This window comes from Psychrobacter faecalis (genome assembly GCF_016107575.1).
GTDB classification, from domain to species: Bacteria; Pseudomonadota; Gammaproteobacteria; order Pseudomonadales; family Moraxellaceae; genus Psychrobacter; species Psychrobacter faecalis.
Genome location: NZ_JABAST010000005.1, coordinates 87692 through 107779, shown reverse-complemented (window position 1 = coordinate 107779; position 20088 = coordinate 87692). Strand labels below are relative to the sequence as shown.

The window sequence follows — 20088 nt, the reverse complement described above, 5'->3', positions numbered from 1 at the left end:
AATTTTTTATAATGATTTCTGGTTTTAATTTCAATTATTTTGCTCTGATGCGGTAATCTCTAATTGCTGTAATTTGCGGGTCAAAGTATTGCGCCCCCAACCCAGTAAGTTGGCGGCGGCTATCTTTTTACCGCCGCTATGATTGAGAGCAGCTTTAAGCAATACACGTTCAAACTCTGGCGTTGCGGTTTGTAAAATATCGGTTTCACCAGTTTGTAAAGACTGCTCAGCCCATATAGCCAACGCTTGCTGCCAGCTTTGCTTATCATTCGTTTGGGTCAGTTGACTGTTCTGGCTGTTTTGCATGTTTTGATGCACGTGATATGCCGCATTGCTTTGTTGCTCTACATTAGGGGTAATATTGTCTAGCAGCTCTGGCGGCAAATCCTCAATCATAACGATGTCGCCCGTGGTCATTACCGTCAGCCAAAGGCAAACGTTTTCAAGTTGACGGACATTACCGCGCCACGCAAAAGATTGCATCATCTGAAGCGTGGTAGGATGCAGCTGCTTTTCGGCGCTATTTAATTGGTTGGCGGCGCGCTGCATAAAGTAGTTTGCTAATGCAGGAATGTCTTCAGGGCGCGTCCGTAAGGGCGGCAAGGGCATACGAATCACATTAAGGCGATAAAATAAATCTTCACGAAATTTGCCTTGTTTGACCAATTCTTCTAAGTTTTGGTGGGTAGCGGCAATGATGCGTACATTGACTTTGACCGGCTGCTGTCCGCCGACGCGAAAAAACTCACCGTTGGCCAATACGCGCAGCAGTCGCGTCTGGGTACTGTATGGCATATCGCCGATTTCGTCTAAAAATAGCGTGCCGCCGTCCGCTTGCTCAAAACGACCTTGCCGCGTCGTCGTTGCGCCCGTAAAAGCGCCTTTTTCGTGACCAAACAATTCCGACTCAATCAAGTCATGCGGTATCGCTGCCATATTCAGCGCGATAAAAGGTTGCTGCGCTCTTGGAGAATGCGCATGAAGCGCGCCTGCCACCAGCTCTTTACCTGTGCCTGATTCACCAGTAATTAAAACGGTAATAGGAGAATGCGCTAAGCGTCCAATCGCGCGAAATACCGTTTGCATCGCTTGTGATTGACCGATGATACCGCTCGGATTGTTATTAATACCGCTACCTGTTGGGTTTTTAGGTTTAGGTTTAGATTTAAGTTCGGTGGTCGTTTTGGTTTCCTTTTTAGCTTTCTTGACAGTCTTTTGAGCAGGATCATCTGCATGACTTGCTATTACTAAATTCGGCTGATAATTAATGGCTTTATAAATTGTGGCAACCGCTTCATCTAAATCAAAGGGTTTAGGCAGATATTCAAACGCGCCAGTTTGATAGCTATTAATAGCAGAGCTTAGGTCGGAATGCGCGGTCATAATGACAATCGGTAGCGTAGGAAAATGCTGATGTACCCAATCACTAAATGACAGACCGTCCATCATTGGCATACGAATATCAGTCAATATCACATCTGGCAGTTGGTCAACTGATACGCGCTGTTGCAAGATATCGTTCAGGCGCGTCCACGCTGCTTGCGCTTGGGTAAAGCCAATAACCGTTAAGCCTGCCTCTTCAAAGGTATCTGCCAATACCAAGCGCAGCGCCGCATCATCATCGATAAGCCACAATGTCGCGGGAGTAGCAGCAGGATTATTGCCCACGGTGACCATAGGGATTTGCTCATTGCTCGTAAGGTATTTTGTGTCATTATACTGAGTCATGGGTTTCGCCTGATAAGCAGTGAGAAATGGAAAATGAATATAAAATCTTAGCCTTAACGGTCAGCGCTTGGCTGAGAAAAAGGCAGGTAGAGGGTAAAGCGGGTTTGATTGTGCTGATAATGACTTTTAAAACTGCCGCTAAAATCTTGCGCTTGCTTTGAGCTAACGTCAATCATACCATGATGGCGGCTGATGATATCTTGGACGATGGATAAACCTAGACCTGTACCAGCTGCGCGGTTGGTCACCATCGGGAAAAATATCTGACCGATTAATGCGTCGTCTATCCCTGAGCCGTTGTCGGTAATGGTGATTTGCAAGACTTGTTTGTGCTGCAAGCTACCGATGGTATGCTGAAAAACAACCCGCGTTTGGATATGCAGCTTAGGTTGATAGTTATCATTAATATCAGAGTGTTTCTGCGCAATAGCTGATGGAAAGTTGCCAAACGTGGCTGGCGTATTTTGTTGCAGCGTTTGCTCAAACTCAGTCATCGATTCACATGCATTATTCATCAGGTTTAAAAACACTTGGATTAATTGATCTTTATCCGCGCATAACTCGGGTAACGATAAATCATAATCACGTTGTAGCATCACGTCTGGATATTGATGAATGATTAAAGCCAAAACGTGCTCTAGCGGTTCATGGATATTGAGCATTTGCCAATTTGGCAATTGATGAGAGCCAAGAAGCTGCCCAATCAACTGGGTCAGACGATCGGTTTCTGAGATGATAATATCGGTATAACTCCGCAGCTTTGTCGCATTCTTTGTCAGGTTATTTTCATCCGCTACATTCAAATTTTCATTCACAATAGCAGAAAATTCATTAAACTTAATAAATTGCCGCTGTAATAATTGCGCCGCCCCTCGAATACCTGCCAATGGATTTTTAATTTCATGGGCGACCGAGCGTAACATATGACGGGCGACGCTATATTGCTGCTGCTGGCGCTGTTCTTCTGAAATACGACTTTGCCGGTCTTTGCCCCATATCTCTATAATAAAATAAGACTGCTGCTCATCGCTAACGGGCGTCACGCTATAATCCACAGATAACGTCAGTCCGCCGTTTAGCTGGGTGTGTATAAGGTGATCATGATCAATAAACGGCTGTTGATAGTGTTTTGCTTGACTAAAACGCTCCGTCAAAGAGTAAGTTTTGTCTTCTCGATTATTATTCCTAATAAGACTGTCTTTCAACGTCAACTCATCGGGCGCAAGCAGGGTCAAGATTGATTGACCTCGCAAACGTCCGCTGCTAATGGCAAGCAGCTGCTCGGCTTGCGCATTTAGCCACCTAATGGTCAGCGCTTCATCAACGCATAAAATAGCGGTAAATAAATGCTGTAATATAAACGTCGAATCTGGGTTCGGTTTGGCAATGGACAAATCAGCCGTCATGGATAATGCCTAAAATTAAGCGATACTGGGGATAATATTTAACCATAAATCAACACACTAGCGCGGCAAAACTGGCGATTATCACAAAAAAAACGTACAATGCGCACAGCCAATTTATCTCTAGCAAGGTCAGCCATGCCCAACACTTCTACCGAGTCGCTTAATACGACTGTTACCACCTCATCAATTTCTACATCGTCAGCTTCTGCCTCATCAGCTTCTATGCCAAAAAACACTGCCACTATTTTTAATCCTGCAAAGCCAAATATAGCGCAAGAAAGCAGTCAGGCAGATGTCAGTCAAGCAAACACTAACCAGCCTTACCACCATAAAGCCAATCACAATCAAAACCGTAGTATTGAGCAAAGTAGCGATGTGACGTTAGCCAATTCAGCGACGATTGATGCGCCCGTGAACGCTGCGCCAAAGATTGGCTTTGTATCGCTTGGTTGTCCAAAGGCGCTGGTCGATAGTGAGCGCATTATCACCGAGCTTAGTCGTGACGGTTATCAAGTTGCCAGCGACTATGAAGGCGCAGACTTGGTTGTGGTTAATACTTGCGGTTTTATTGAGTCAGCCGTGCAAGAATCCTTGGACGCCATCGGTGAAGCGATTAGCAAAAACGGTAAAGTGATTGTCACCGGCTGCTTGGGTAAAGAGGCCGATAAAATCCGTGCCATGCACCCAGCTGTGCTATCGGTTACCGGTGCGCATGCTTATGATGAGGTAATTACTGCCGTCTCGCAGCATGTGCCCAAACCCAAGCGCGATATAGATAGCAACTATGATCCAAAGATAGATTTGATTAATGAGGCGGGGATTAAATTGACCCCCAGTCATTATGCGTACCTTAAAATATCAGAAGGCTGCAACCATCGCTGTACTTTTTGCATCATTCCAAGTTTGCGTGGCGATTTGGTTTCGCGGCCGATTGATAGCGTGATGAATGAAGCAATGGCGCTGAAAAACGCTGGCGTGAAAGAGCTGCTGATTATCTCACAAGATACGTCTGCTTATGGGCTGGATTTAAAATATAAAACCAGCTTTTGGAATGGCATGCCGCTAAAGTCGAAATTTTATGACTTATGCCAAGCGTTAAATGATTTGGGTATTTGGGTACGCCTGCACTATGTTTATCCTTATCCGCATGTCGATAAAGTGGTTGAGCTGATGGGCGAGAAAAAACTACTGCCTTATCTTGATATTCCATTCCAACATGCTAGCCACAGTATTTTAAAAGCGATGAAACGTCCGGCGCATAGCGAAAATACTTTGGCGCGTATCAAAGCGTGGCGTGAGATTTGCCCTGATATTGTTATTCGTTCAACCTTCGTCGTTGGTTTCCCAGGCGAGACCGAAGAAGATTTTCAGTGCTTGCTTGATTGGCTGGTCGAGGCGCGCCTTGATCGCGTCGGTGCTTTTACGTATTCAGAAGTCGAAGGTGCGGTCGCCAATGATTTGCCAAATCATGTACCTGAAGACGTTAAGCAAGAACGCTATGAGCGTTTGATGACACTACAGCAAGAGATTTCGGCACAAAAGCTGCAAGAAAAAGTCGGTAAAACCTTGATGGTATTGGTCGATGAGATTGATGATGAAGAAGGCATCGCGATTTGTCGTAGTTATGCTGATGCACCTGAGATTGACGGTCACGTCTATGTCGATGATATCACCGCGCAAGTCAAAGTTGGACAGTTCCTAACCGTCACGATCGATGACGCTAGCGAATATGATTTGTTTGCCAGTTATAAAGGTTAGAGAGCCACAACGATAACCGAGTGAAAGTTGCCCAATCGTGGGCAGTTTTTGCTACAATTAGCGCAATTTGGCTTTTTACCTATTTGACATCGTTTTTGGCGCTTATTATGCCATTTAGGATAATTTGAAAGGGTAAGCTAAAGTCCAATGCAATTTGTGTTTTACCGCTTATTTTCATTATAATTTCATGCTAACAAGGTGACCTCATGTCTGACAAAAACCCGCGTTACTCTCGTATCTTGCTAAAACTTTCTGGTGAAGCCTTAGCTGGTGGCAAAGAGATGGGGATTGATACCGAAGTGCTCGATAAGATGAGCTTGTCTATCGCCCACTTACGCGGACTTGGAGTACAAGTCGGTATCGTCGTCGGCGGTGGTAACTTGTATCGCGGTGCCCAGTTGCAACAAGATGGCTTGGTCGGCCGTGTCACTGGTGACCAAATGGGTATGCTAGCCACTGTGATGAATGGTCTGGCCATGCGTGATGCCCTCGAGCGCCGTAATATTAAAACGCGTTTGATGTCAGCATTGCCAATTGGCGAAGTCACTGAAAGCTATAGTAGCCGTAATGCCATTCGTTATCTTAAAAATGGCGAAGTGTGTATTTTTGTCGCGGGCACGGGCAATCCGTTCTTTACCACTGATACCGCCGCTTGCCTACGTGGTATCGAAATCGAGGCGGGCTTAATTTTAAAAGCCACCAAAGTAGATGGCGTTTACGATAAAGACCCAAGCCTCCATGCGGATGCCAAAAAATATGACGGTTTAACCTTTGATGAAGTGCTCGAGCAAAAACTTGGCGTCATGGATTTAACAGCGATTGCTTTATGCCGCGAGCATAACGTCCCACTACAAGTATTTGATATGACCAAGCCTAATGCGCTATTAAACGTCATTATGGGCGAAAATGAAGGCACGCGCGTTTATCATTAAGCGCTCGCTTATTTTATAGATGACTAAATGATTATATGAATAAAGATCATTGATGTTGTAAGCATCAATCGTTGCATAAGATTTATACCTAACAACTTTATACCTAACAATAATGAGTGATTTATCGATAGCGATAAATAAGGATACATGATGATTAAAGAGATTAAGCAAGACGGCGAAGCACGCATGCAAAAAACCTTAGAAGCGCTTGAGACGACTTTTAGCAAAGTACGTACTGGCCGCGCGCACCCAGGTATGCTATCTGGCGTGATGGTTAGCTACTACGGCGCCGATACGCCATTGAATCAAGTTGCCAGCGTCAACGTCGAAGACTCACGCACCTTACTGGTACAGCCATTTGAGCGTAGCATGGTGCAAGCGATTGATAAAGCCATTCGCGAAGCAGATTTGGGCTTAAACCCGATGACTGCTGACGTTATTCGTGTACCGATGCCAGCGTTGACCGAAGACACACGCCGCGATATGCAAAAACTTGCGCGCAGTGAAGCGGAAAACAGCCGCGTTTCTATCCGTAATATCCGCCGCGATATGATGAATGATATTAAAGAATTGGCAAAAGAGAAAGAGATTTCAGAAGATGACGAGCGCCGCGCCAGTGATGATATCCAAAAAATCACTGACAAATATATTGAAACCATTGATAGCCGCTTGAGCAAAAAAGAAAGCGATTTGATGGAAGTATAAGCGGCTGTCTTTTCTTGTTAATTAAAGACAGCAGCAGTATCTTTTCTCTAAAAACAGTCAATATTATATGCATGTTGACTGTTTATTGCCGTATAAGAAATTAAGCCATTGTTAAGTAATTGTTTTGTTAAAAACCCTTTATGAAAGCGTTTTTTGCTAAGTTTAGGTTTTTTAATAAGTCATTTACTAAATATGCAATATTTTTCTTAACAGGCGATAATTCGCGTCACCTTACTTTACCCAAACCACAAGCAAGTCAGCCTATGTCTATTTCAGATACTTCATCTCCCGCGCTTCTCCCGCGGCATATCGCCGTCATCATGGATGGCAATAACCGCTACGGTAAAATCCATCAGTTAGGCAAAGGTCAGGGGCATATCGCTGGCAAAGATGCGCTAGATCCCATTGTCGAATATTGCGTTAGCACGGGCATTGAAGTCTTAACCGTCTTTGCCTTCTCTAGTGAGAATTGGCAACGTCCACCGAGCGAGGTGGCTTTGCTGATGCATTTGTTGAGCTTAACCATCAATGAGCAATTACCGCGCATGCAAAAATATCGCATTCGCTTGCGTTTTATTGGTGATCGCAGTCAGCTTAGTGAAGAGTTGCAAGCATTGATGTTAGATGCCGAGGCAAAAACTGCTGACTTTGAAGCGATGACCTTGGTAATCGCTATTAGCTACGGTGGTCAGTGGGATATTGCCCATGCTGCTAAGCAGTTGGCGCAGCAAGTCGAAGCGGGCAAGTTGCGCGCAGAAGACATCGATAAAGAGATGCTTGGCGGATATGTGCAATTAGCAGATGCGCCTGCGGTTGATATGTTGATACGCACGGGCGGCGAATACCGTTTGTCAAACTTCCTATTATGGCAATCTGCTTATGCGGAGCTGTTTTTTACTCAAACCCTGTGGCCCGATTTTAAAGTAGCCGAACTTGCTGCGATGATAACAGAGTTTGCTCAGCGCCAACGCCGCTTTGGCAAAACCAGCGAACAAGTAGTAATAGAGCAGCAGACTTCTTAAAATAATTTTAGCAAATAAGCGCTGTAGAAATAATTGCTTAAGTCGTCCGCGAGGTTTGAATTACACTTGTTTGGTCTATGATAAGCTGCTTTAATTGGCGTTAATCCTGTTTAATGGGCTATTATAGAGTGCTGTTATGCTAGATTTTGACCAAACATTTTTCGTTATATAAGGCTCGATAAGTATGTGGCAACGAATTAAGACGGCAATTGTTCTCGTTATTATCGTTGGTATTGCAATGTTTGCGAGCCAAACGCCTATTTTATTTGCACCGCTGCTAGCGATTGGTGTCATTATCGCTGCCCACGAGTGGACCAAACTGATGCCAAAATGGCAGCAGCCTGCGTTGTTTGTGTTGTTGGTTTTGGCGCTGACCATCGTCTCGCTGATGTTTAAAGTCACCTGGCTGTTTTGGTGGGTGGCATCACTAGTTATCTGGCTGATGGCCCTGTCTTGGGTTCGAGTCTTTCCTAGTCATACCAACTGGTACGGTAAAAAACTGGCTTGGATGGGCGCTATTATATTAACCGCTGCCATTACCGCTATGTTCTATTTATGGCAACTGTCTGCATGGTGGCTGCTGTATGTATTTTTATTGGTTTGGTGTGCCGATAGTGGCGCTTACTTTGTTGGGCGTAAGCTCGGTCGCCGTAAGATGGCGCCAAACGTCTCCCCCAATAAAAGCATGGAAGGCCTAGCAGGCGGCTTGGTCACAGGTTTGCTTGTGGTCATCGTCATTAGTGTCTTTAAACTACAGTTGACTGGTCTACCGTTAGTCGCCTTTGTAGCATTGTCAGCACTGACGATTTTGGGTTCTGTACTCGGCGATTTATTTGAGTCGATGCTCAAGCGCCGCGCTGACGTCAAAGACTCTGGCACCATTTTGCCAGGGCATGGCGGGGTACTTGACCGCATTGATTCGTTATTATCTGCTACTCCGATATTTGCGCTTGGCTTTTGGGCGCTACAGCAGCTTGGTCTAATTGTCGTATAACAATAAGTAGTCCAAAAATAAAAAGCTATCAGGCTAAAGATATAAAATAGGTAGGGCTTACGTATTTGGTAGCGACTAGGCTGCCTCTTATTAGGTTTTATACCTTATATTTATTGTCTTTATTTCTCATTTAATTTCACCGTATTATAGGCATAGATGGTTATGACCCAACGCATCGCCGTACTAGGCGCGACAGGCTCGATAGGCGATAGCACGTTAGCAATTTTGGCGGCACAACCACAGAACTACGACGTTTATGCCTTATCAGGCTACCACCGTTTAGATAAATTATTCGCGCTTTGCCAACAGTTTTTGCCAAAACGCGTCAGTGTGCCGACAGCAGCGGTCGATGATTTCGCTCAGCGTCTTAGTGCCGCTGGTTTAAATATCGACGTGGTCGGCGGTGCTTCAGGGTTGGTCGATATTGCGACTGATCCGCAAACCGATACCGTCGTCGCTGCTATCGTAGGCGCAGCCGGTCTGCCTTCTACTTTGGCAGCAGCGCGTGCAGGCAAGCGTATTTTATTGGCGAATAAAGAAGCATTGGTCATGGCAGGGAAGGTGATGATTAATGCGGTTAAAACGCATCACGCGACTTTGTTGCCTTTAGATTCAGAACACAATGCGATTTTCCAGTGTTTACCCTTTGCGATTCAACAAGACAGTAGCCAAATTCATCAGCCAAACCATGGCGTTCGTAAGCTATGGTTGACCGCGTCTGGCGGGCCTTTTTTACAGAAATCGTTGGCGCAAATGCAGCAAGCAAGCATTGCTGAAGCGGTTAAACATCCCAATTGGTCAATGGGACAAAAGATATCGGTTGACTCAGCAACGATGATGAATAAAGGGCTTGAGCTCATCGAAGCTTGTCATTTATTTGATTTGAGTGAGGATAAGATAAATGTGGTGATTCATCCACAAAGTATCATTCACTCAATGGTAGAATATAGTGATGGTAGCTTTTTGGCGCAGCTTGGCAGCCCTGATATGAAAACGCCTATTGCCCATGCACTTAGTTACCCTGACCGTATCGATAGCGGCTCGCAGCCATTAGATTTATTTGCGTTAAGCGGTTTAGAGTTTATTGAACCTGATTTGCAAAAATTTGCCTGTTTGCGCTTGGCAAGGCAAGCGATGCAAGCGGGTACGCAGGCCACGATTGTACTAAATGCGGCCAATGAGATTGCAGTTGCCGCATTTTTAAATGGGCAGATTCGTCTGACTGATATTGCCGATATTAATGCGCAAGCACTAGATGAGATACAAGTAGCGGTATTAAATGAGACTGCCGATATCGAAGATATTTTAGCGATTGATCAAATAGCGCGTCAGCATACTGATACGTTAGTAGCAAAGTTGGCATGAATCTATAGAAGTTCAGTCATTTGATAAACGATGTTAAAAGAGCATATTGAGAAAAGATCATGACGTTTTTATTAACGCTACTTGCGGCAATATTTGTCTTAGGTCCACTCATCGCCTTACATGAGTGGGGTCATTACATCGTGGCGCGGCTTTGCGGCGTTAAAGTACTGACTTATTCTATCGGCTTTGGTCCCAAACTCTTTGGTTGGACCAGTAAAAAAAGCGGCATTGATTATCGTATCTCGGCACTGCCGCTTGGTGGTTACGTCAAAATGCTTGATGAGCGTGAAGGTGAGGTAGCAGCAGACGAGCTACATCTAGCGTTTAATCGCCAACATCCGCTCAAAAAGATTGCAGTGGTTGCCGCCGGTCCTATTATGAACTTTGTCATCGCTATTGCGCTATTTTGGGTGTTATTTATGACCCCGTCTGAGCAATTGGCAACAAAGATAGGGCAAGTGCTGCCAGATACCCCAGCAGCGATGGCACAGTTGCCTGTGGGTGATAAAATTGTCGCTATTGACGGTCATGACGTCCAAACGTGGGAAGGTATTAACTATCGCCTTGCGGGACGTATGGGTGAAACCGATCATGTCAGTGTCACCTTACAATCTGAGGCGAAAGGTAGTAACGCCACCAAAACCTATCAAGCACCGATTAAAGAATTTATGCAAGGCGACGCGCAAGGCAAAGATGCGTTATCAAGCTTTGGTATGATACCGTGGCAACCAAACATCGCACCAATCGTTGGCAATTTAACGCCCGATGGCGCTGCCAGCCGTCAAGGCTTGCAGGTTGGTGACCGCATTACGGCTATTAACGGTAAAGAGATTACCGACTGGATTAGCGCCACACGTATCATTCGCGACAATCCTGAAACTTTGCTTAATTTCACTGTATTGCGTGATGGTAAACAAGTTCAGTTATCCATCATGCCGCAAGGTAAAAAAGACAATTTAGGTAACGATTACGGGCAAATTGGTGCTATGGTGGCAGAGTCTGAAATTGTCATTCCTGACGCCTACAAAACCACGGTCGTTTATGGTCCTGGGGAATCTTTAATCAAGTCATTTGAAAAGACGGAACAGTTAGCCGTTATGACAGTCAGCTCAATGGGTAAGATGCTGTCAGGTATGATAGGTTTGGAGAATTTATCAGGTCCGATTACCATTGCGAAAGTCGCCAAACAAAGCTTTGATATTAGCTGGCAGATGGTATTATCGACAGCAGCGTTGATCAGTTTGAGCCTTGCGGTCTTGAATCTTTTGCCCATTCCAGTATTAGATGGTGGACATATTGTCTACTACCTTATTGAGCTGATACGCGGTAAACCGCTGTCTGAGGGCGTGCAAATGGTCGGTCTAAATATCGGTTTACTCTTGCTGGCAGGTTTCATGGTGTTAGCAATTGGTAATGATATCAGTCGGCTATTTTGATAAATGATGCGGCGGTTTATTCACTAAAGCATGATGGTTTAATGCTTGCATGCTGCTACAGCGCAGGCAGTTCATGTAATACGGCGATCATTTTCTATTACCGCTACTGTACTAATTTTATTTTTTAGTTTATTTTATGATGCGTTTTATATAAAGTGTCCTGAGTCTGCCGTGCTGAAGTTTTTCGACTTTATGCGAAATGGGCTAGACAACACGTGCTTTTTACCTTAACTTAAGCAAGTTTTTTATTGACGGATAGTGTTTATGCGTACGCCTTTATTTATGAGCGCGGCTGGGTTGCCGTTAGTTGTAGCAATGATGAGTATGCCGGTGCAGGCTGCAGAATTTGTGGTCACTGATATCGGCTTTAATGGTCTACAACGCCTAACTCCTGATAGTCTCTATCCAGTTTTGCCGATTTCGGTGGGTGATACGGTTAATGATAGTCGTTTGGCCGCCAGTATTAAGGCACTATATGCGACTGAAAACTTCGCTGATATTCAAAGTCGTGTCGAAGGCGGCAAGCTGCGCTTTGATGTCGTCGAACGTCCTATCATTGCTGAAGTCAACTTTGAAGGCAATAAACTTATCCCAAAAGAAGGGCTTGAGCAAGGGCTTGGTAACGCCGGTTTGTCTGTCGGTGATGTGTTGAAGCAAGCGACGCTGCAAGGTGTCGCCAACGAGCTACAACAGCAATATATCAGTCAAGGTTATTACAATAGCAATATTGAAGTCGATCAGACACTATTAGATGGTAATCGCGTCAAGCTTGACGTGCGCTTTATCGAAGGCAAGCCCGCTAAAGTCGTCGATATCAATATCATTGGTAATAAGCACTTTAGTGATGAGCAGATTAAAGACGTCTTTGCGGTAAAAGAGTCGTCGTGGACGCGCCTGTTATCTAAGTCTGATCGCTATGCCAAAGAAAAGCTGGCAGCAAGTTTAGAAAATCTAAAAGCACTTTATCAAAACGATGGCTATGTACGTTTTTCTGTCGACAATGCGGTTCTTAATATTAGCGAAGATAAGAGCAATGTGTTTATCGAAGTCAGTCTTAGCGAAGGCGAGCAGTATCAGTTTGGCGAGGTGAACTTCTTAGGTAAACCAACCTTTGATAACGCTGAGCTAAAAGAGCTGGTCACGTTTGCGCCCGATGAAAAATATTCACAAGCCAAACTTGATGCGACCACTGCTGCACTGAAGAGCCGTTATGGTAATGAAGGTTATTATTTAGCGCAAATCAGACCAGTACCGCGTATCAATGATGAGACCAAAGTGGTCGATATCGACTATTATATTGATCCTGCGCGTCCTATTTATGTGCGCCGTATCAACTTTACGGGTAACTTAAAAACTCAAGATGAAGTATTGCGCCGTGAAATGCGTCAGTTAGAAGGTACACTGGCCTCTAATGATAAAATTCAGCTGTCGCGTACTCGTTTGATGCGTACCGGTTTCTTTAAGGCGGTCAACGTTGATGTAAAGCCTGTGCCAAACCAGCCAGATCAAGTTGATGTCAACTATACGGTCGAAGAGCAGCCTTCTGGCAGCTCAACGATTGCTGCTGGTTACTCGCAAAGTGGCGGCGTGACTTTCCAGTTAGACTTAACCCAAAATAACTTTATGGGTACGGGTAACCGCGTGAAAGCTGCGCTATCACGTTCAGAAACGCGCGATTCTTACAGCTTAGGTTATACCGATCCGTACTTTACCGAAAACGGTGTGTCGCAAGGTGTCAGCGCATATTATCGCGAAACCAAATACGACGACAGAAACGTTAGTAACTATGTCACCGACGCTTACGGTGCCACGCTGAACTACAGCTATCCTGTTGATGAAACCAAACGTGTGAGTGCAGGTTTAAACGTTGATAAGACCACCGTACGTGCTGGTAGCCGTCTTGGTGTGTCCAACGTGCAGCAGATTATTGATGGTGGTGGTTCATTCGAAAAATTTATCAATGATGATAATGAATTCTCGGGTCGCACCGGCTTTAAAAACGATTATCAGACCTATAACTTATTATTAGGCTGGGATTACAGTACGCTAGATCGCCCCGTATTCCCAAACAAAGGCATGAGCCATACTGTCGATGCAACCATTGGCTTTGGCGATGAAAGTTATCAAAAACTTGTTTATCGTGGCAATATCTACTATCCGATTTATAAAGATTGGGTTGCCCGCGGTTATACCAAGCTTGGCTACGGTAATGACTTGCCATTTTATGAAAACTTCTACGCCGGTGGCTATGGCTCAGTACGTGGTTACGAAGCTTCAACGCTAGGACCTAAATCGCAAAGCTACTATGATGCGGTCAGTGATAAACCAGGCTCGTTGAAACCAGAAGAGATCGGTGGTAATGCGTTGGTTAGCTTTGGTACTGAACTAATTCTACCGATGCCATTTAAAGGCGATTGGGCGGATCAAGTACGTCCAGTACTATTTGCCGAAGGTGGTCAAGTATTTGATACCACAGATAAAGAGGACCGCACTTTTATTGATCCTGTTAGTGGTGACGACACGGGTGTTCCATTATTAACCCAAGACAATAATTTCCGCTTTAGTGCGGGTTTAGGGGTAACCTGGTATACACCAATTGGTCCGATTTCGCTCAGTTATGCTGTGCCTATCGGTGATAAAGAAGGCGATGAGACTGAAAAAGTTCAGTTCCAAATTGGTAATACTTTTTAGTCCGATAAAGTTAAATGCAGCGGTTTAATTGCTTTTGTTTATTTATGCAGCTAAGTAAACTAGTCCGCAGTTAAAATTTAATAGGTCGCCAAGCTGATATCTCAACTTGGCGACTCACTTATTGATACCCATACTAATTTTAATTATACCAATAGCAACTATGATAACGATTGAGCAACTTATCACTCGCATTGAGCAGCGTCAGCCGGTTCTTAACAAGGATGACCTTAGCGCTGAACAGTTGTGTCTAAAATTAGAGGGTATCGGTAATTTAACCACCGCCAATCCGCAGCAGTTAAGCTTTTTGGCCAACCCACATTATCTGCCTAGTCTGGCAAACAGTCAGGCTGGAGCTGTGCTGACCACCTCAGACCATCAAAGCAAAGTTGCACAGAATACGGTTGCCTTAATCGTTGCGGCACCTTATTTGGCTTATGCCAGTGCCAGTCAGCTTTTTTCCCGTACATCTTTATTTGAGGGTATTCATCCGAGTGCCGTGATAGCGGAAAGCGCTGTTATTGGCAATGAGGTGACTGTTGGGCCTTTTTGTATGATTGGCGAAGGGGTACAAATTGGTGATCGCAGTGTGCTCGATGCGCACGTGGTCATTGAAGAGAACAGCAATATTGGTACCGATTGTGTGCTCAAGTCACAAGTGGTCATCGGGCATGATTGTGTGCTTGGTAATCGTGTAAGATTGCATGCTGGCGTTAGCATAGGGTCAGAAGGCTTCGGCTTTGCGCCTACGAGTAATCCTAGTGTTACTGGCTGGGAGCGTATTGCTCAATTAGGACGCGTAGTGATTGGCGATGATGTACGTATAGGTAGCCAAACCTGTATCGATCGCGGAGCAATTGACGATACGGTGATTGGCAATCATGTTATTATTGACAATCTTGTACAAGTTGCCCATAACGTCCGTATCGGTGATGGTACTGCCATCGCAGCGCAAACTGGCATTGCCGGTAGTACCACTATTGGCAAGCGCTGTATTATCGGCGGCGCTGTTGGCATTACTGGCCATATTGAGATTGCTGATGACGTCACCTTATCTGGCATGACCATGGTGACCAAATCCATTACCAAGGCTGGTTCATACTCCTCTGGTACAGCGGCCATGCCAACCGCCAATTGGCGCCGTGCGGCGGTACGCTTTCGCCAGCTTGGTCGCGATTAGTCTAGCGCGGTTAATACATAACTTAACAACATATCCAATTTATTCATAAAATTTAAAAACACAGCAATGCTTAAACATAAAGCACTGCTTAGTATATAGCAAGGAAGCGCCATTATGAGCACAACTGATATTGATAGCCCGAGCGATGAAGACATCAAAAGCTTAGCAGAACAAGGCTTAACACTGCCATTAACCTATCATACATTGAAGCACTATCTGCCGCATCGTTATCCGTTTTTGCTGGTAGATAAAGTCATATCGTGCAGCCCTGGCGAATGCATTACAGCGATCAAAAACGTGACCATTAATGAAGAGTTTTTTAATGGACACTTTCCCGATCAGCCCATCATGCCGGGTGTATTGATGGTGGAGTCGATGGCGCAAGTATCGGGCGTCCTTGGGTTTATCAGCGCTGGATTGACGGCAGAAGATGGTTATTTGTATTTGTTTGCAGGGGTGGATAAAGTGCGCTTTAAACGCCGTGTTATCCCTGGTGACCAGCTGATTATCCGTGCAAAAACCGTGATGCAAAAGCAGGGTATTTATAAGTTTGATTGTACCGTCCATGTCGAAGATGAGCTTGCTGCTAGTGCTCAAATTATGATTGCCCGTCAGGGACAATAAAATACGATGAACGCTAACGTATGGCAAGTTTATAAGATTGGCTAAATCTTTCGCCTTTAGATAATTGTTAGTAGAAATCTAGAAATTTATCTCGGTATTTTACCTAGATTGCCATTTTTAAACACCACTGTGCTTTTGGGCGTCGTTGTCTTTTTAACCAGTTTTAACCAGAACCAGTATCAGGTTGATTATTTACCCTAAGCTTGCTTTACTTGTTTTACCATTTATTCGCATCAGATGATACAAAGGTCCATATTATGAGTCAGATTCATCCAACAGCACTCATCTCACCGTCCGCTAACATTGATGAGACTGCCATCATTGGTCCTTATTGTATTGTCGGTGATGAGGTTTCTATTGGTGCCCATACGGTTTTGCATCGGCACGTGGTCGTAGCAAGACTGACGCGTATTGGGCAGTACAACCAGTTTTATCAATTCGCCAGTATTGGGGAAGACCCGCAGGATTTGAAATACGCTGGTGAGCGCACGTGGCTTGAGATTGGCGATCATAATACCATTCGCGAGGCTTGTAGCTTGCACCGTGGCACTGAGCAAGACGGCGGCTTAACGAAGATTGGCAGTCACAATCTTTTGATGGTCAATACCCATGTGGCCCATGATTGCTTAATCGGTGACCACAATGTATTGGCTAATAATGTTGGGGTGGCAGGGCATGTGACTATCGGTAATCATACGATTATTGGCGGCAACTCAGGTATTCATCAGTTTTGTACCATTGATGATTACAGTTTGGTTGGCGGCGCCAGCCTAATTTTAAAAGACGTCGCTGCTTTTACCATGGTTTCAGGTAATCCTGCTAAAGCCCACGGGCTAAATGTCGAAGGTATGCGCCGTAAAGACTGGTCTAAAGAGACGATTGATGTATTGCGCCAAGCGTATCGTGTTATCTACCGATCAGGTCTAACAACGGCTCAAGCGCTTGAGATTTTAAAAACAGAGCTATTACCAACAGAGCCAAAAATCGCCCTGCTAATAGATTCGCTACAAAAAAGCCGCCGCGGTGTGGTTCGCTAAACATAGTTTTACTAATTATAAAAATACTGTGATAGCTCGATTTTCAAAATAATATACTTTGACAAATTATCTCGATAAATATAAAAAGCCATAACTATTAGTTATGGCTTTTTATATTTATCGCTACTTGACTTTTTTGGTCGCTTAGCAGAAACTGGGCGTTTACGATATTGTAAACAATTCTTTCATAATGTTGCTAAGTGCGTCACATTGACAAGCTGGTTAAATGAGTCTCAGTCATTAAGAGCGATTTATGATAATCAAGGAAGATTATAAGCAACAGTAATTGAAGCACGAGGAAGGCAAAATGGCTATTAATAAACAAGAACATGCTCAGTGGAGCTCAAGTTTTGGCTTCGTACTAGCAGCAGTAGGATCGGCAGTTGGTTTAGGAAATATTTGGAAGTTCCCTTATATGGTTGGGGAGAGTGGTGGTTCCGCTTTTGTTATCGCCTATTTATTTTGTCTTGCTCTGATTGGTTTTCCAATTTTGGTTGCAGAATGGCTGATTGGTCGCCGTGGGCAAAAAAACCCTATCAATACGTTTTCTGATGTCGCCGCAAGCGAAGGTAAATCACGCAGTTGGGGTATTGTCGGTGCGACTGGTATTTTAGGTGGCTTTTTAATCTTATCGTTTTATAGTGTCATCGGTGGTTGGGCGCTTAATTACATCACCAAAGTTGGCTCAGGCAGCTTTGCCGGACAAGACGGTGACTCTGTAGCGGCAACCTTTGATGCGATGTTGGCGTCAGCTGGCACCTTGACAATTTGGCATACGGTTTTCATGGCAATCACCGCTTTAATCGTCGGTGTTGGTGTCACCAAAGGTATTGAGAACACGGCCAAAGTGCTTATGCCTTTACTGGGTGTGATTTTATTCGTGATTGTTGGTTACAACGTCATGAACGGCGGTTTTGGCGAAGCGGTGAACTACCTGTTTGCGCCAGACCTTAGTAAGTTAAATGGCGATGTGATGCTAGCGGCGCTTGGTCATGCTTTCTTTACCTTATCTATCGGTATGGGCATCATGGTTGCTTATGGCTCTTATTTGGGTCGTGATGTCAATCTATTAAGCACGGCGCGTACCGTTGTTATTCTAGACACTGTCATTGCTTTAGCCGCTGGTTTGGCTATTTTCCCAATTATCTTTAACAACGGTCTTGATCCTGCTTCTGGTCCTGGTCTTATCTTTGTCAGTTTGCCTATTGCTTTTGGTAGTATGGGCGCCGGTGCCATCATTGGTACTTTATTCTTCTTATTGATTACCTTTGCCGCTGTGACGTCATCAATCTCACTGCTTGAGCCAACGGTTGAGCTGTTAGAAGAGCGTACGCCAATGAGCCGTACGGTATCGACCATCGTCGCCAGTATCGCGGTTTGGTTATTAGGTATCGCAGCTTTGTTGTCATTTAATCTATGGAGCGACTTTACCATCATGGGTAATGGTATTTTTGATGCTTTGGACAAATTAACCAGTAAATTCATGTTACCTTTAACCGGTCTTGCCGCGATTATCTTTGTCGGTTGGAAAATGGATCAGCGTAGCATTCAGCAAGAGCTTGGATTGTCTAATGGCACCTGGCAATTATGGCAAATCATTGCTAAATTTGTCGCGCCTATTGCTGTACTGATTGTCTTCGTGACCACTTTGATGAGCTAATAGATTAACTATGATTAATACGTACTTATAATTCTAGGCGGTATTGATTATTAGCTAATAAAAAGGGCTTAAGATTAATCTTAAGCCCTTTTCCATTTTAATGCCTTTAGCTTAAAGCAGCTTACGCAGATAAAATAACTCTAAAAATGGTTAACGTAAATTGAGTTCAGGAACGCTTTGACCGCGTTTACTATAAAACTCATGCACAAACTCATCAAATTTATCTTGTTCAATCGCGTCTCTGATACCTTGCATCAAACGCTGATAGTAACGCAAGTTATGAATGGTCGCCAGTTGCGCCCCTAGCATCTCTTTACATTTATTCAGATGTGATAAATAAGCACGACTAAAGTTTTGGCAGGTATAGCAGTCGCATTCAGGGTCTAATGGCCCTTCATCAGTACGATACTGGCTATTACGTATGCGTATAATGCCGGCGTTCTCAGCGTCACCGGTGACAAAGTAATGACCATTACGGGCGTTGCGAGTTGGCATCACGCAATCGAACATATCGACGCCGCGGCGTACCCCTTCAACAAGGTCTTCAGGCTTACCAACGCCCATCAAATAGCGCGGCTTATCAGCCGGCATATCATCAGCGATATAATCTAAAACCTCTATCATCTCTTCTTTTGGTTCGCCAACCGACAAACCGCCGATGGCATAACCATCAAAGCCAATCTCAAGCAGACCTTCGAGCGATTGCTGACGCAAATCGGCATACATACTGCCTTGGATAATGCCAAATAAAGCATTGGTACTGCCAAGCTTCTTATGTTCATTGACACAGCGCTGGCCCCAGCGTAGTGACAACTCTAAAGATTTTTTGGCTTCTTCATGAGTGGCAGGATAGGGCGTGCACTCATCGAACTGCATCACGATGTCTGAGTTTAAGCTATATTGAATTTGCATCGATTTTTCTGGCGATAAAAATACTTTTGCGCCATCGATAGGCGATTTAAAAGTCACGCCTTCTTCGGTGATTTTACGCATGGCCCCAAGACTGAATACTTGGAAACCACCCGAATCGGTGAGAATAGGCTTATCCCAATGCATAAATTTATGCAGACCACCAAATTTATCAATGATATCAGTGCCCGGACGCAGCCATAAATGGAAAGTATTGCCCAAGATAATATCAGCGCCAATCGCTTCGATATCACGTGGCAGCATGCCTTTTACGGTACCATAAGTACCCACTGGCATAAAAGCAGGCGTTTGCACATCGCCATGATTGAGATGAACCGTACCACGGCGTGCGCGCGTGATACCGCTGGCCGTTTTGTGTAAGACAAATTGCATAAGATAACCGCTATTTAAGCTATGAAAATGGCGCTAATTATAACATTGTTAAGCATTTTTTTGGACATGGATATTTAAGCGGCTGACAATTGGTTTAGATAAGGAGAGCGTTTATAAAATAGCCTAAGCATGCTAACAATTAAACGGGACATTAATCGCTTATTAATTGGCATGCTATAACCAAAAAATACAGACATTCTTGCCAAGTCATTGCTAAATTAGAAGAGTAGCTACTATAAATCAAATAAATG

General features: G+C 44.4%; 16 protein-coding genes. 12 read left to right on the top strand and 4 right to left on the bottom strand.

The genetic code is table 11. From position 1 onward, the window contains the following. Window positions 1-30: 30 nt before the first annotated feature. The 3 genes from JFC07_RS03030 to JFC07_RS13335 form a co-directional block, all read right to left on the bottom strand. On the bottom strand, window positions 31-1677 hold the full coding sequence (locus JFC07_RS03030; protein ID WP_068404582.1) for a sigma 54-interacting transcriptional regulator: 1647 nt from the start codon (window positions 1675-1677) through the stop codon (window positions 31-33). 104 nt (window positions 1678-1781) lie between these two features. Beyond that, a complete protein-coding gene (locus JFC07_RS03025; RefSeq protein ID WP_191689711.1) occupies window positions 1782-3134 on the bottom strand; it encodes a two-component system sensor histidine kinase NtrB in 1353 nt (450 codons plus the stop codon). A gap of 38 nt (window positions 3135-3172) precedes the next feature. Continuing rightward, window positions 3173-3376 (bottom strand): hypothetical protein, encoded by a 204-nt coding sequence (locus JFC07_RS13335; protein ID WP_227678635.1) that lies wholly within the window; start codon window positions 3374-3376, stop codon window positions 3173-3175. On the opposite strand from JFC07_RS13335, the gene rimO reads away from it, so the two are divergent. From rimO to JFC07_RS02965, 12 genes are all read left to right on the top strand, one after another. Then, a complete protein-coding gene (gene rimO / locus JFC07_RS03020) occupies window positions 3357-4892 on the top strand; it encodes a 30S ribosomal protein S12 methylthiotransferase RimO (protein WP_227678637.1) in 1536 nt (511 codons plus the stop codon). The two genes, JFC07_RS13335 and rimO, sit on opposite strands and share 20 nt — an antisense overlap. 206 nt (window positions 4893-5098) lie before the next feature. Beyond that, window positions 5099-5824: a UMP kinase gene (pyrH, locus tag JFC07_RS03015; RefSeq protein ID WP_198328091.1), complete on the top strand. Its 726-nt coding sequence runs from the start codon at window positions 5099-5101 to the stop codon at window positions 5822-5824. A 150-nt stretch (window positions 5825-5974) separates the two neighbouring features. After that, window positions 5975-6529, top strand: coding sequence for a ribosome recycling factor (frr, locus tag JFC07_RS03010; RefSeq protein WP_068404574.1), 555 nt, complete (start codon window positions 5975-5977; stop codon window positions 6527-6529). A 263-nt stretch (window positions 6530-6792) separates the two neighbouring features. Beyond that, window positions 6793-7551 carry a polyprenyl diphosphate synthase gene (gene uppS / locus JFC07_RS03005; RefSeq protein WP_068404572.1) on the top strand — a complete coding sequence of 253 codons (759 nt, stop codon included), beginning with the start codon at window positions 6793-6795 and terminating at the stop codon, window positions 7549-7551. Window positions 7552-7735: 184 nt separating this feature from the next. Then, a complete protein-coding gene (locus tag JFC07_RS03000) occupies window positions 7736-8545 on the top strand; it encodes a phosphatidate cytidylyltransferase (protein ID WP_068404570.1) in 810 nt (269 codons plus the stop codon). A gap of 156 nt (window positions 8546-8701) precedes the next feature. Next, on the top strand, window positions 8702-9910 hold the full coding sequence (ispC, locus tag JFC07_RS02995) for a 1-deoxy-D-xylulose-5-phosphate reductoisomerase (protein WP_198328090.1): 1209 nt from the start codon (window positions 8702-8704) through the stop codon (window positions 9908-9910). Between the two features lie 59 nt (window positions 9911-9969). After that, a complete protein-coding gene (gene rseP, locus JFC07_RS02990) occupies window positions 9970-11346 on the top strand; it encodes an RIP metalloprotease RseP (RefSeq protein ID WP_068404567.1) in 1377 nt (458 codons plus the stop codon). Between the two features lie 264 nt (window positions 11347-11610). Continuing rightward, window positions 11611-14037 (top strand): outer membrane protein assembly factor BamA, encoded by a 2427-nt coding sequence (gene bamA, locus JFC07_RS02985; protein WP_068404565.1) that lies wholly within the window; start codon window positions 11611-11613, stop codon window positions 14035-14037. A 160-nt stretch (window positions 14038-14197) separates the two neighbouring features. Then, on the top strand, window positions 14198-15214 hold the full coding sequence (lpxD, locus tag JFC07_RS02980) for a UDP-3-O-(3-hydroxymyristoyl)glucosamine N-acyltransferase (protein ID WP_068404563.1): 1017 nt from the start codon (window positions 14198-14200) through the stop codon (window positions 15212-15214). Between the two features lie 114 nt (window positions 15215-15328). Next, window positions 15329-15838, top strand: coding sequence for a 3-hydroxyacyl-ACP dehydratase FabZ (gene fabZ, locus JFC07_RS02975; protein ID WP_068404562.1), 510 nt, complete (start codon window positions 15329-15331; stop codon window positions 15836-15838). A 257-nt stretch (window positions 15839-16095) separates the two neighbouring features. Further along, complete coding sequence (gene lpxA, locus JFC07_RS02970; RefSeq protein WP_068404561.1) at window positions 16096-16875, top strand: acyl-ACP--UDP-N-acetylglucosamine O-acyltransferase; 780 nt, start codon at window positions 16096-16098, stop codon at window positions 16873-16875. Window positions 16876-17182: 307 nt separating this feature from the next. After that, window positions 17183-18535: a sodium-dependent transporter gene (locus JFC07_RS02965; protein ID WP_068404559.1), complete on the top strand. Its 1353-nt coding sequence runs from the start codon at window positions 17183-17185 to the stop codon at window positions 18533-18535. Window positions 18536-18685: 150 nt separating this feature from the next. On the opposite strand, the gene tgt is transcribed toward JFC07_RS02965, so the two are convergent. Next, window positions 18686-19837 (bottom strand): tRNA guanosine(34) transglycosylase Tgt, encoded by a 1152-nt coding sequence (tgt, locus tag JFC07_RS02960; protein WP_068404557.1) that lies wholly within the window; start codon window positions 19835-19837, stop codon window positions 18686-18688. Window positions 19838-20088: the final 251 nt, after the last annotated feature.

Coding starts and splice junctions, on each gene's coding strand:
- JFC07_RS03030 (WP_068404582.1), bottom strand. CDS start 1,677: ATGGTCACCGTGGGCAATAATCCTGCTGCTACTCCCGCGACATTGTGG.
- JFC07_RS03025 (WP_191689711.1), bottom strand. CDS start 3,134: ATGACGGCTGATTTGTCCATTGCCAAACCGAACCCAGATTCGACGTTT.
- rimO (WP_227678637.1), top strand. CDS start 3,357: ATGCCAAAAAACACTGCCACTATTTTTAATCCTGCAAAGCCAAATATA.
- pyrH (WP_198328091.1), top strand. CDS start 5,099: ATGTCTGACAAAAACCCGCGTTACTCTCGTATCTTGCTAAAACTTTCT.
- frr (WP_068404574.1), top strand. CDS start 5,975: ATGATTAAAGAGATTAAGCAAGACGGCGAAGCACGCATGCAAAAAACC.
- uppS (WP_068404572.1), top strand. CDS start 6,793: ATGTCTATTTCAGATACTTCATCTCCCGCGCTTCTCCCGCGGCATATC.
- JFC07_RS03000 (WP_068404570.1), top strand. CDS start 7,736: ATGTGGCAACGAATTAAGACGGCAATTGTTCTCGTTATTATCGTTGGT.
- ispC (WP_198328090.1), top strand. CDS start 8,702: ATGGTTATGACCCAACGCATCGCCGTACTAGGCGCGACAGGCTCGATA.
- rseP (WP_068404567.1), top strand. CDS start 9,970: ATGACGTTTTTATTAACGCTACTTGCGGCAATATTTGTCTTAGGTCCA.
- bamA (WP_068404565.1), top strand. CDS start 11,611: ATGCGTACGCCTTTATTTATGAGCGCGGCTGGGTTGCCGTTAGTTGTA.
- lpxD (WP_068404563.1), top strand. CDS start 14,198: ATGATAACGATTGAGCAACTTATCACTCGCATTGAGCAGCGTCAGCCG.
- fabZ (WP_068404562.1), top strand. CDS start 15,329: ATGAGCACAACTGATATTGATAGCCCGAGCGATGAAGACATCAAAAGC.
- lpxA (WP_068404561.1), top strand. CDS start 16,096: ATGAGTCAGATTCATCCAACAGCACTCATCTCACCGTCCGCTAACATT.
- JFC07_RS02965 (WP_068404559.1), top strand. CDS start 17,183: ATGGCTATTAATAAACAAGAACATGCTCAGTGGAGCTCAAGTTTTGGC.
- tgt (WP_068404557.1), bottom strand. CDS start 19,837: ATGCAATTTGTCTTACACAAAACGGCCAGCGGTATCACGCGCGCACGC.